The sequence below is a fragment of the Pseudomonas sp. FSL W5-0203 genome, assembly GCF_001896155.1.
In the GTDB taxonomy this organism is placed as follows: domain Bacteria; phylum Pseudomonadota; class Gammaproteobacteria; order Pseudomonadales; family Pseudomonadaceae; genus Aquipseudomonas; species Aquipseudomonas paracarnis.
In genome coordinates this window covers 1-12,628 of the sequence record NZ_MPOR01000071.1, presented here as the reverse complement: position 1 = coordinate 12,628, position 12,628 = coordinate 1, and the positions used below count along the sequence as shown (strand labels likewise).

Sequence of the window (12,628 nt, the reverse complement as noted above, 5' to 3'; positions counted from 1 at the left end):
AGGCAAGCCAGCTCCCACATTCGCCATGCATTGCCCACAGAATCAGCGCCTGACACAAATCCCCTGTGGGAGCGGGCTTGCCCGCGATGGCGGTGTGTCAGTTGCCGCATCTGTGACTGCACTACCGCTTTCGCAGGCAAGCCAGCTCCCACATTGGGTTTACCCGCCCTAGCGGATCTGGTGTTTATGCAGCAACCGGTAGAACGTCGGCCGGGAAATCCCCAGTACACGGGCCGCGACACTTAGGTTGTCGCTGTGCCGGTTGAGCACATCGCACAACGCCTGACGTTCGGCACGGTGTTTGTAGTCTTCCAATGTCGCCATCGGCGCCGACATGGCTTGCTGGCCTTGCAGCCCCAGGTCAGCCGCTTCGATCTGCCGCCCTTCGGCCAGTACCAGGCCACGCCGCACGCGGTTGGCCAGTTCACGCACATTGCCCGGCCACGGGTGTTGCCCCATCGCCACCAAGGCCTCTTCGCTGAAACTGCGCGGGCGCCGTCCGGTTTCCTGGCTGTAAAAACGTGAAAAGTGGTTGGCCAGCATCGCCACGTCACCATGGCGTTCGCGCAACGGCGCGGTGACCACTTGCAGCACATTCAGGCGGTAATACAAGTCTTCGCGAAAGGCGCCCTTCTCTACCGCAGCCTCAAGGTTGACGTGAGTGGCGGCCAACACCCGTACATCCACCGGGATCGGCTGGCTGCCGCCAACGCGTTCGATGTGTTTTTCCTGAAGAAAGCGCAACAAGTTGGCTTGCAGCTCCATCGGCAGATCGCCGATTTCATCGAGGAACAGGGTGCCGCCGTTGGCCGCTTCAATACGCCCGATCTTGCGCTGATGGGCGCCGGTAAACGCGCCTTTTTCGTGACCGAACAGCTCGGACTGGATCAGGTGTTCAGGAATAGCGCCACAATTGATCGCGACAAACGGCTTGGCATGCCGCTGGGATTGGCGGTGCAGGGTCTTGGCCACCAACTCTTTGCCCGTGCCACTGTCACCGCGGATCAACACCGGGGATTCAGTCGGCGCCAACTTGGACAACAATTTGCGCAGCTCACGAATGGGGCGGCTCTCGCCCAGCAATTCATGGGGCTCATCCACCGGCGCGTAGCCCTTGCCACGCAGGCGCGCCATGCCGAACGCGCGACCCAGGGTCACCTGTACCCGGGACACATCGAAGGGTAAGGTATGGAAGTCGAAAAACCATTCGCAGACAAAATCGCCGACGTTCTGCAAACGCAGTACATCCTGGCTGAGCACGGCGATCCACTCGGTGCCGCTGCGACCAATCAACTCCTTGACCGCTTCGGGGCGCTCCAGGTGATCCCGCTGCAAGCGCAGCAGGCCCACATCGCAGGAGCGCTCCCCCACCGCCTCCAAGGCACAGCTGTCTACTTCCCAGCCGGCGGTGCGTAAACCGGGTAATAACCCGTGGCAATCGTCACAGGGGTCGACCACCAATAAGCGGCGTTGGGCGGGTGTCGCAATCATGACTATTCCTTGGCGCCAAGATTGTTAAAGTTATTTAGAAACAACAGTTTGTGGCGACTGTTGGTAACCCTAGCAAGATCTTGACGCTTTCCTTGTACCCTTTCGCTATAAGTGCGGGCAAAAAGCCATGCTTGTTTCGTAGCACGCCGAAAGTTGCTCGCCAGTGAAACGCTTATGGCGCTTTCAAAACAGCCGCTTACATGACGCCAATCAGGAAAAGTTAAATTTTCTTGCCCTAGCATGTGACCCGCACGCCACCATCGTGCATCAGTACAAGTAACCCACCGCACGGTCAGCCCAACCGCCGGTACTCACTTGAATGGGCATACAGAGAGAAGACCCAAATGAACGCTCCGCTGCGCATCAACGAAGCTCTTTTGATTGCAGACCGTGCTTTCCAGCCCTTTCAGTGCGTGGCCTGGCACGATGGCGTCGGCGCCCTCAGCCTGAGCGTCATCGACCGTACCAACACCCGCATCGGCAGCAAACAGCTGTCCTGCACTGCGTATACCGACCCGGCTCAACTTGAAAACCTGTTGTTACAGGCCCGCGCCGAGCTCGATAAAGATGGCCACCAGTTGCAGTCCTGGGCAATGCCGAAGTAATGCAATGCGGCAACTTCCAGCCAACGCCAAACATCGGCTGGAAGTTGCGCACTAAAACGTCAGTTACTTAGCGTGCCGCGAGAATAAACCGTTCGAACGCCTCGGCAGCGCCGTCCTCGACATTGCTGCCGGTCACCACATTGGCCTGGCGCTTGACGGTTTCTTCGGCCTGACCCATGGCAATCGACAATCCCGCCACATGAAACATCGCCGGGTCATTGCCACCGTCACCAATCGCAGCCGTTTGCGCAAGCGGCACGCCCAGGTGCTCGGCCAGGGTTTTCAAGGCTTCGCCTTTGTTGGCCAGCATCGCGGTCACGTCCAGATACACCGGCTGCGAACGCGATACCTGGGCCAACCCCTGCACTTTCGGCTGCAATTGCGCCTCCAGCTCCACCAGCAACTGGGTGTTGTTGCTGGCGGCGACGATCTTGTCGACCCGGTCCAGGTAAGGCTCGAAACTCTCCACCACCACCGGCCCATAGCCCAAGCCGTCGGCTTCGCGCTGCACCATGGGCCCGGGCGGATCACGGCGCAGCCAGTCGCCATCGGCAAACACCCAGACTTCCACGTCCGGCTCGGCCGAAAACAGGGCCAGGGTGATCAGCGCCGCTTCCGCCGGCAGATGGTGAGCAACCAGGATGCTGCCATCCGGGTTGACCAACGTACCGCCATTAAAGCCAGCCACCGGCACATCGATGCCAAAGGTCTCGATCAAATGCCGCATGGCTTTGGGCGGACGCCCGCTGGCCAGGCTGAAAAGCACCCCGGCCTCGCGCATGGCGCGAATGGCATCGGCGGTGCGTTGGCTGAGGCTGTGGTCGGGATGCAATAGCGTCCCGTCCACATCACTGAGGACAAACCGGATGGGATGAATCGTCGCGTCACTCATCCGAGGCTATGCCAAGCGCGGCCATCGCGGGCCAGCAAGGCATCGGCCGCTGCTGGGCCATCCTCACCAGCCTTGTAAGCCTGGATACCGTCATCTTCCTTCCATGCATCCAGGAACGGCTGCACCGCACGCCAGCCGTTCTCGATGTTGTCGGCACGCTGGAACAAGGTCTGGTCGCCGGTCATGCAGTCGTAGATCAGGGTTTCGTAACCCGTCGACGGTTGCATCTCGAAGAAGTCCTTGTAGTCAAAGCCCAATTCGATATTGGCCATTTCCAGGGTCGGCCCAGGCTGCTTGGCCAACAGGTCGAACCACATGCCTTCGTTCGGCTGGATCTGGATTTTCAGGTAAGTGGGCTTGAGTTCATCGACTTCGGTATCGCGAAATTGCGCATAAGGCGCCTGCTTGAAGCAGATCACGATCTCGGTGTCGCGGATGCTCATGCGCTTGCCGGTGCGCAGGTAAAACGGCACACCGACCCAACGCCAGTTATCAATCATCACTTTGAGCGCGACGAACGTCTCGGTGCTGCTGTCCGGCGCGACGTTGGCTTCTTCGCGATAGCCGGGTAATGGCTTGCCGGCGATTTCTCCGGCGGTGTATTGGCCGCGCACGGAGTTGGACCGCGCATCTTCCAGCGACCAGGGGCGGATGGCACCGACCACTTTGGCCTTCTCACCCCGCACCGCATCGGCACCAAAGGCGGCCGGCGGTTCCATGGCGACCATCGCCAGCAGCTGGAATAGGTGGTTGGGCACCATGTCCCGCAGTGTGCCGGTCTTCTCGAAGAAGTTGCCCCGGGTTTCAACGCCGACGGTTTCAGCGGCAGTGATTTGCACGTGATCGATGTAGTGGTTGTTCCAGAACGCTTCGAACAGCACGTTGGAGAAACGGCTGACCAGGATGTTCTGCACCGTCTCCTTGCCCAGGTAATGGTCGATGCGGTAGATCTGCTTCTCGCTCATCACCTTGAGCAGGCAGGCGTTGAGCGCCTCGGCGGTGGCCAGGTCGGAGCCGAACGGCTTCTCGATCACCACGCGCCGAAAGCCATCGTCCGTTTCATTCAACAAGCCAGCGCTGCCCAGGCGCTGCACCACTTCACTGAAAAAGCGCGGAGCGGTGGCCAGGTAGAACACCGCATTGGCGGTGCCGCTGTCAGCGATCTTGCTGGCGATATCGGCATAGGTGCTGTCGTCGAGGAAATCGCCCTCGACGTAGCTGATGCCCTTGGCCAATTGTGCCCACAACGCGGGGTCGAGGGCGTTCTCGGCATTGCCCCTGACCTTGCTGGAGGCTTCGGTACGAATGAAGTCCTCAAGTTTCTTGGCAAAGTCCGCGTCGCTGATGGCGTTGTGATCAACGCCGACAATACGCAGGCCATCGCCCAGCAACCCATCGCGGCTCAGGTTGTACAGCGCCGGCATGAGCAGGCGCTTGACCAGGTCGCCATGGGCGCCAAACAGAAACAATGTGGTGGGTGGAGCAGGTTCGGCCTTGGGTTTCTTGCCGTTGACGGTCATTTTTTGGAAGTCTCCACATGGCCACCAAAGCCGAAGCGCATGGCAGACAGCATTTTGTCACCGTAGGTGCTCTGCTGGCGGGAACGGAAACGCGCGAACAGCGAGGTCGACAACACCGGAACCGGCACCGCCTGCTCCATGGCTGCTTCGATGGTCCAACGACCTTCACCGCTGTCGGCCACGGAGCCCGAGTAGCCGTCAAGTTTGGGGTCGGTGGCCAGGGCATCGGCGGTCAGGTCCAGCAACCAGGACGACACCACGCTGCCACGACGCCAGACTTCGGCGATGTCGCCGACGTTGAGGTCAAAGCGCTGGTCTTCCGGCAGGTTTTCCGAGTTCTTGGTCTTGAGGATGTCAAAACCTTCGGCAAACGCCTGCATCATCCCGTACTCGATGCCGTTGTGGATCATCTTGACGAAGTGCCCCGAACCCGCTGGGCCGGCGTGAATGTAGCCCTGCTCGGCACGTGGGTCGGCAGAGGCCGAACGGTCCTTGGTGCGCGGGATGTTACCCAGGCCCGGCGCCAGGCTTTTGAAGATCGGGTCGAGGCGATTCACGGTCTCGGTGTCACCACCGATCATCATGCAGTAGCCACGTTCCAGGCCCCAGACGCCGCCCGAGGTGCCCACGTCTACATAGTGCAGGCCCTTTTCAGCCAGGGCTTTGCCGCGACGCACGTCGTCCTTGTAGTTGGTGTTGCCGCCGTCGATGATCACATCGCCGTCTTCCAGCAGTTCGCTCAGTGCGTTGATGGTGTCTTCGGTGGGCGCGCCCGCCGGCAACATGACCCAGACAGCACGGGGCTTTTGCAGGCCGGCCACCAGTGCTTTCAAGTCGGCGACGCCGGTGGCGCCCTCCTCGCTCAAGGCTTTGACGAAGGCTTCGTTACGGTCGTATACAACGGTGGTATGCCCATTGAGCATCAGGCGCCGCGCAATGTTACCGCCCATGCGGCCTAGTCCGATAATCCCCAGTTGCATGTGCTGATGCTCCTAACTTCTAAAAAATGTGTGACATAGTTTATAGCGCAATGAGGCTAATGAGGGTTAGTCCAGAGCGGATCCGTGTAGTTTCATGACAAAAAAGTGGCCATCGTTTCACCATCACCCCGGCAAAAGTCACACGACCGCCAAAAATAAAAAAGTTCCCTTGCTGCGAAAAAGAATTCAAACTTGCTTCCGACTGTTGCCAAAAACCTGTTTTGGCACCGCGATCTACCGGCTATTTGCGAGGTAAGCAATGAGCACAGCACAGATGACCCGTCCGCCACAGACCCTCTACGTCACCCTCCGTCGCGATGAACTGCGCCAGTTGAAAGACGAGCGCGATCAGTTGCAACAGGAAGTCCTGCGCCTGCGCTTGCACCTTCAAGCCCAGCTCGATCAACCGTCGGATGCCAAGCCAGCCCTGTGCTGAAAGCCGGGCCGAACGCGTTGTAAGGCAATACCTACAGAAAACTCACAAAGTTTTCACATTCCCCTCTTGATACTCCCGTTCCGCGATGCCGCTCACTTCCTGGGCGGCCCGATGTTGCGCGCCTGTGCGCGACAATCTTTCTCTGATGGGGCGCTGGATGGCGATGTTCAAACGCAGCACGACGACTGCGAAAGGCTTTGATTGGGCCGGCCTTGGCTGGTTATTCCTGTTTTTCTGGTATTTCTCGGGTATTACCCAACTTCTTATCCAACTGACCGGCACCTCCGGCTTCAGTGGCTTCCGCCAGGCCTTCTTCATGAGTGCGCTGTGGCTGGCGCCGATGTTGCTGTTCCCGCGTCGTACACGCCTGCTCGCCGCCTTGATCGGCGTGGTGCTGTGGGCTTGCTCCATGGCGAGCCTGGGTTATTTCTTCATTTATCAGCAGGAATTTTCCCAGAGCGTCATCTTCATCATGTTCGAGTCGAACATCTCTGAAGCCGGCGAATACGCCACCCAATACTTTGCCTGGTGGATCGTGCTGGCGTTCATTGCCCACACCGCCTTCGCCATCTTCCTGTGGACACGCTTGCGCCCGGTGTACCTGCCGCGCGGTCAGTCGATCGTGGCAGCCATTGCCATCGTCCTGGCGGTGGTGGGCTACCCACTGGTCAAGCAGATCGCCACCAGCGAAACCATGGAATTGGCCATCGACCGTTTCGAAACCCGCATCGAGCCTGCCGTGCCTTGGCAGATGATCGTCGCCTACCGTCGCTACACCGAGCAGCTGGATAACATGCAAGGCATGCTCACCAGTGCAAGCAAGATCCCGCCCTTGAACAACCTCAAGGACAGCATGGCCGGCCAGCCGTCCACACTTGTCTTGGTCATCGGCGAGTCGACCAACCGCCAGCGCATGAGCCTCTACGGCTACCCGCGCAACACCACGCCGGAACTGGACAAGCTGCGCGACCAACTGGCCGTGTTCGATAACGTCATCACCCCGCGCCCCTACACCATTGAAGCGCTGCAACAGGTGCTGACCTTCGCTGACGAAGAAAACCCAGACCTGTACCTCAAGACACCGTCGATTGTCAGCGTGATGAAACAGGCCGGCTACAAGACCTTCTGGATCACCAATCAGCAGACCATGACCAAACGCAACACCATGCTCACGACCTTTTCCGAACAGGCCGACGAGCAGGTGTACCTCAACAACAACCGCAACCAGAACGCCCGTCAGTACGACGGCGATGTACTGGCGCCGTTTTCCAAGGCCCTGGCCGATACCGCCGAACGCAAGTTCATCGTGGTGCACCTGCTGGGCACCCACATGAGCTACCAGTACCGCTACCCGCCGACCTTCGACAAGTTCACCGACCGCCAGGGCGTGCCGGCGGGTGTCAGCGATGCGCAGTTGCCGACCTACAACAGCTATGACAACGCGGTGCTGTACAACGACTTTGTGGTCTCCAGCCTGATCAAGGACTACGCCAAGACCGACCCCAACGGCTTTTTGCTGTACCTGTCGGATCACGGCGAAGACGTGTTCGACTCCGCCGGCCACGACACCTTGGGCCGTAACGAAGGCAAGCCGACCGCACCGATGTACACCATCCCGTTCATGGCCTACGCCTCGCCAAAATGGCGCGAAAGCCACGACTGGAGCTTCGCCGGCGACTTGCAACGGCCTTACAGCAGTTCGCAGTTGATCCACACCTGGGCCGACATGGCAGGCTTGAGTTTCGATGAGCTGGACCACAGCAAGAGCCTGGTAAGCGACAGCTTCAAGCCACGCCCCCTGTTGATCGGCAACCCTTACGAGACCAAGCAGAAGGCGCTGATCGACTTCAGCCTGATCAAGCCCAAGAAGGCCGACGGCGCCGAAGTGGTGGCCAAATAAGCCAGGGGCTTGTAACAGAAAGATAATAATCATTCTCGTTTAACCCTAAAGTTCCGCAGCTCCTTTCGTCTTTGAACCAAGCCCTCCCTGCTTGGGGAGGTATCCAAGACGACAAGGAGTCTGCAGTGATGTTCGCGCCCTTCACCCGTTCCATGACCTTCACCCTCGGCCTGTTCAGCCTGGCGCTGAGCCCGGATTCGCTGGCCGACACCGACCCCGATACAGCCCCCGCCAAGGCCCTGGAACTGGGCGCGACCACCATCAGCGCCGACAACCTGGGCGCCACCACCGAGCACACCGGCGCCTACACTACTGGCTCGATGAGCACCGCCACGCGGCTGAACCTCTCCGTCAAGGAAACCCCGCAATCGATCTCGGTGGTCACACGCCAGCAGATGGACGACTTCAATCTCAACACCCTGACGGATGTGTTGCGCCAGACCACGGGCGTCAACGTTCAGCATTACGACTCCGATCGTGTCTACTACTCCGCCCGAGGCTATGGCATCAGCAACTTCCAGGTTGACGGGATGCTCAACACTTTCGGCTACATGAAGACCGACGCCGACACCATCATCTACGACCGCATCGAAGTAGTGCGCGGCGCGACGGGCCTGACCACGGGCGCAGGCGACCCTTCGGCCACCGTAAACATGGTGCGCAAGCGCCCTACCGCCCACTGGCAGGCCAAGACCGGCATCAGTGGCGCCAGCCATGACAACTACTACAGCTACGTCGACGTCGGCGGCCCGCTGGCGTTCGACGGCAAACTGCGCGGGCGTAGCGTGCTGGCTTACCGTGACAGCCAGTCCTTTCGTGACAACTATGGGCTGCAGCGGGCAGTGGGCTACGGCATTCTCGAGGGCGATCTTTCCGACGATACCGTGCTGGCCGTCGGCTTTGATTACCAGGACAAACAGGTACAAGGCACCTCCTGGGGCACCGTGCCCTACTGGAACAGCCAGGGCGGCAAGGCCAGGCTGCCCCGCTCCACCAACATGGCGGCGCACTGGAGTTCCTGGCCGCTGACCGACAAGACCACCTTCGCCACCCTCGACCATCGGCTCGGCGGCGACTGGCACCTGAAGGCCGCCTATACCCATCGCCAGAGCGACACCGATGGCAAGGTGTATTACGGCGGCGCCGGTTTCCCCAACCCCGACCGCAGCGGCATGACGGCCTGGGCCAGCCATATGCGCGGCACCTCGCGCATGGAGGCCATCGACCTCAACCTGGCCGGCAGCTACACGCTGGTGGGCCGCGAACACGCGCTGATGATGGGCTATGGCGAAGCCGCCCAACGGGATGTCTCTCCCTTCATGCGCAGCGACCTGCCAGCCAGCTACTACCCCATCCAGGACTGGAAGCACATGGGCGGCATCGGCAAGTTCACCGACCAGGTGACCGACCTGAAGGGTGAGCACAGCAAGAAACAACAGAAAGCCGGTTACCTGGCCACAAGGCTGAGCCTCACAGACCGCTTGCACGCCGTACTGGGCAGCCGTTACGGCAGTTGGGAGCTGGAAAGCGCAGAGCCCAAATACGATGCCAACGACCAACTGACCGCTTCGGGCAAAACCAGTCAGACCCACAATGATATGTGGACGCCTTACGCCGGCCTGCTCTACGACATCACGCCGCAGTACACCGTCTACGCCAGCTATACCGACATCTTCAAACCCCAGGACTACCGTGATGCCGACAAGAAGTACCTGGAGCCCGTGGTCGGCAGTAACTACGAAGTGGGCCTCAAGGGCAGCGTGCTGAACGAGCGCTTGAATCTGGCCGCCGAGTACTTCTGGAGTACCCAGGACAACGTCGCCGAGCGGGATGACTCAGTCCCGCCCAACCCGGTCACGGGCGAGGAGTACTACAGATCCGGCGGCAAAGGTAACAAGGTCAACGGCTTCGAGCTGGAAGCCGCCGGTGAAATCACGCCGGACTGGAACCTGACCGCCGGCTACACCTACACCCATTCAGTCAATGGCTCGGACAAACGCAATAACACCAGCCAACCCTTGAACCTGGTGAAGATCTCCAGCGCCTATCGCCTTCCGGGCGCCTGGCGCAACCTGACGGTGGGCGGCGCAGTGAACTGGCAGAGCGAAACCTACGACTTCAGCAACCGCCCGACCGGGCAGCGCAACAGCGAAGGCCGGCCGATAACCACCCGGGCGAAGATCACGCAACAGGGCTATACCGTGGTCAACCTGATGTCGCGCTACCAGTTCGACGAACAGGTTTCGGCGTCGGTCAATGTGAATAACCTCTTTGATAAGAAATACTACGAGCGCGTTGGTTTTTATAACGGCGTGTATTGGGGTGAGCCGCGTTCCGTCACGCTGGCATTGGATTGGAAGTTATAGCCCCGCCCGTTGAAGTTAACAAAACTGTTAACTTCAACGGCATCTCCCGTTAATTCCCACTTAATAAGATAGCGCCATAGTCGCTCCATGATCTGATCACGGAGCGACCGGACACCTATCACTTTTAATGGGAATACCGCGATGAAAATGTCGACCTTGATACTGGCCAGCCTGATGACCCTGACCTCCGCCGCCGCCTTTGCAGAGGGCGGCGCAGAGCGCTCCAAGGAGTTCTACAACAACTTCAGCTTCATTCAGGAAAAAACCCACGGCAAGGCTGAGCAACAAGTTGCCAGCGCCGATGGCAAATCGGTTAAGTCTGAGACTGTTGATCAGGCACAACCGAACAGCTGAGTTAATGCTTACTTAATCCGTAGCACCCTGCGCCATTCTGCTCCGTTGGCAAAGGTTTATTGGGCGCCCTTTAATGGCGCCCTTTTTTTGCCGGTTATTTATTACAACGGCTTATGCCAGAACAGCATTCGCCCATGGGCGGGATCAAACACTGAGTCGTCAAACCCGAACTTGCGGTATGCCGACTGCGCCAGGGCATTACCTTCCAGCACTTCGAGGGTGATCTTGCAGCAACCGCGCTGCCGGGCGATTTCCTCGACCTTTTGCAGCATCTTCTGACTCAACCCCAAACCCCGAAATTGCTCCTTCACCATCACGTCGTGGACGTTGACCAAGGGCCGGCAGGCGAAGGTCGAAAAGCCTTCGAAGCAATTGACCAACCCCGCTGGCTCCCCCCCGACGAACGCCAGCACACTGAACGCGTGTGGGCGCTTGGCCAGTTCGGCTGGCAGTTGCTGCAAGAGATCGGCTGGCAGGCTGTGGCCGCCGCCCATCGGGTCTTCAGCGTAAGAGTTGAGCAGCAGGCCAATGGCGTCGGCGTGCACGGCGTTGGTATAGCTGGCTTGCAGCACCAGGATGTCTGGGGTGTCCATGTCCTTCCTCGATAGCGACAACCAGGGAATCGGTTCCCTTTGAGAGGTGCGATTGTAAGCGTGGAGTCGGCAGTAGATGAAGGAGATAAGCGACAAATAGCTGACAGAAAGTGCGAAGGTTGCGCGCATCAAAGCGTGCAATGAGCTTTGGTACAGCGATTTTTCCTATGTGGCGAAGCGTTGCAGCTGCATCTCTTGCAGACGGCTCAGGGTGCGGCGGAAAGGAAACTCCAGGTAGCCTTCGGTGTACAGGCTGTGCAACGGCACCGCGGCGTCGATAAAGAGTGGCACTTTGCGGTCGTAGCATTCGTCCACTAACGCGATAAAACGTCGCACGCTGTCATCGTGCACCGACAACTGCGGCAACTCTCGATCCCCGGCCACCACGCGCTCGGCGCCATCTTCGGTGCCACGGGCAATTCGACCCGGGCGTATTTGTGCACTGAGGTTAGGGACGTCTCCCAGCAGAATGGCGTGGAAGCGATCACACACCAGCATGAAATCCATGGCGGCCAGGGGTTGCTCACACAGGTCGGCATAGCGACACCAAAGCACGGTATCACTGGCCTGCACCGTCATGATGGTGCGGTGCCCTACGCTTACCGCCACACTGTTCACGGCTTGGCCTTGGCTCAATTGTCGGAACACCGCCGCCAGTGCCTCGGGTTGATTCACCCAATAACGCTGCATGCCCACGCCGGGATGCAAGCGATGATCCTCGCCACCGTCCACGGCCACCACCTGCATATGCTGCTTGAGCGCATCGATGCCCGGCAGGAAACGCTCACGGTTGAAGCCATCGGCATACAGCTGGTCGGGCGGCTGGTTGGACGTGCACACCATCACCACACCCTCCTCGAACATCACCTGGAACAGGCGACCGAGAATGATCGCGTCCCCGATGTCATTCACAAACAGCTCATCGAAGCACAGCACACGCACCGCCTGGCTCAGCTCCCTGGCCAACGCCTGCAAGGGGTCCTGGGTGCCCGTAAGCTGGAATAAACGCTGGTGGACCCAGGCCATGAAGTGGTGAAAATGCTGACGCCGCGCAGGCACGCGCAGGCTTTGGTAGAACTGGTCCATCAACCAGGTCTTGCCACGCCCCACCGGCCCCCAGAGGTAAACGCCGGCAATCGACGAACGCCCTTGATGCAAGGCCTCGTGACAGGCTTGCAAGGCTTGTACCGCCCGGCGCTGGGCATCGTCGGCGACGAAACCTGGTTGGGCGATTGCATGTTGATAAGCGGCGAGAGGCGAGTCGAAAGTCATGCTTGCCAGTATGACGGACGCAGAGCTGTCGAGGCGCGAAATCTTGCCTGCCAACGGTAACCACGATGCGAAGCGAGCCGCTCTTGATCTTGCTCTTGATCTGCTTTTGATCTTAAGCGCCCCGTTAAACCACGCTGGCCGTAATTCGACAGGGATTTGGGGGGTAAACCGGCAGGGATGCCGGTTTAGCCGCCCCGCGCCATGGATGGCGCGTGGCGG

General features: G+C 59.5%; 11 protein-coding genes. 5 read left to right on the top strand and 6 right to left on the bottom strand.

The features are described 5' to 3' along the window. Positions 1-168 precede the first annotated feature (168 nt). Positions 169-1,491, bottom strand: a complete 1,323-nt coding sequence (locus tag BOP96_RS28630; RefSeq protein WP_014718743.1) for a sigma-54 dependent transcriptional regulator — start codon at positions 1,489-1,491, stop codon at positions 169-171. Positions 1,492-1,835: 344 nt separating this feature from the next. On the opposite strand from BOP96_RS28630, the gene BOP96_RS28625 reads away from it, so the two are divergent. Further along, entirely contained in the window at positions 1,836-2,096 is a 261-nt protein-coding gene (locus BOP96_RS28625) for a hypothetical protein (protein ID WP_014718744.1), read from the top strand. 67 nt (positions 2,097-2,163) lie between these two features. Here the strand turns inward: BOP96_RS28625 and BOP96_RS28620 are convergent, their stop codons facing one another. Genes BOP96_RS28620 through gnd form a run of 3 tightly spaced genes read right to left on the bottom strand, consistent with a single transcriptional unit; the run spans position 2,164 to position 5,488 of the window. After that, positions 2,164-2,988 (bottom strand): Cof-type HAD-IIB family hydrolase, encoded by an 825-nt coding sequence (locus tag BOP96_RS28620; protein WP_032901660.1) that lies wholly within the window; start codon positions 2,986-2,988, stop codon positions 2,164-2,166. Continuing rightward, complete coding sequence (gene zwf, locus BOP96_RS28615) at positions 2,985-4,508, bottom strand: glucose-6-phosphate dehydrogenase (protein ID WP_073454678.1); 1,524 nt, start codon at positions 4,506-4,508, stop codon at positions 2,985-2,987. The genes BOP96_RS28620 and zwf overlap by 4 nt, the downstream gene beginning before the upstream one ends. Continuing rightward, on the bottom strand, positions 4,505-5,488 hold the full coding sequence (gene gnd / locus BOP96_RS28610) for a phosphogluconate dehydrogenase (NAD(+)-dependent, decarboxylating) (RefSeq protein ID WP_019817573.1): 984 nt from the start codon (positions 5,486-5,488) through the stop codon (positions 4,505-4,507). Before gnd ends, zwf begins: the two co-directional genes overlap by 4 nt. A gap of 259 nt (positions 5,489-5,747) precedes the next feature. On the opposite strand from gnd, the gene BOP96_RS30220 reads away from it, so the two are divergent. From BOP96_RS30220 to BOP96_RS28595, 4 genes are all read left to right on the top strand, one after another. Continuing rightward, positions 5,748-5,924 carry a DUF6026 family protein gene (locus tag BOP96_RS30220; RefSeq protein ID WP_196492057.1) on the top strand — a complete coding sequence of 59 codons (177 nt, stop codon included), beginning with the start codon at positions 5,748-5,750 and terminating at the stop codon, positions 5,922-5,924. 157 nt (positions 5,925-6,081) lie between these two features. Beyond that, the gene (locus BOP96_RS28605; protein WP_003190879.1) at positions 6,082-7,824 is read left to right on the top strand and encodes a phosphoethanolamine transferase CptA; all 1,743 of its coding nucleotides are present in this window, start codon (positions 6,082-6,084) and stop codon (positions 7,822-7,824) included. A 128-nt stretch (positions 7,825-7,952) separates the two neighbouring features. Further along, positions 7,953-10,190: a TonB-dependent siderophore receptor gene (locus BOP96_RS28600; protein ID WP_073454677.1), complete on the top strand. Its 2,238-nt coding sequence runs from the start codon at positions 7,953-7,955 to the stop codon at positions 10,188-10,190. A gap of 141 nt (positions 10,191-10,331) precedes the next feature. Next, positions 10,332-10,544 carry a hypothetical protein gene (locus tag BOP96_RS28595; protein ID WP_014718750.1) on the top strand — a complete coding sequence of 71 codons (213 nt, stop codon included), beginning with the start codon at positions 10,332-10,334 and terminating at the stop codon, positions 10,542-10,544. 101 nt (positions 10,545-10,645) lie between these two features. Here the strand turns inward: BOP96_RS28595 and BOP96_RS28590 are convergent, their stop codons facing one another. Both BOP96_RS28590 and zapE read right to left on the bottom strand, forming a co-directional pair. Further along, positions 10,646-11,137, bottom strand: a complete 492-nt coding sequence (locus BOP96_RS28590; RefSeq protein ID WP_014718751.1) for a GNAT family N-acetyltransferase — start codon at positions 11,135-11,137, stop codon at positions 10,646-10,648. A gap of 165 nt (positions 11,138-11,302) precedes the next feature. After that, a complete protein-coding gene (zapE, locus tag BOP96_RS28585) occupies positions 11,303-12,409 on the bottom strand; it encodes a cell division protein ZapE (protein WP_058410957.1) in 1,107 nt (368 codons plus the stop codon). Positions 12,410-12,628 lie beyond the last annotated feature (219 nt).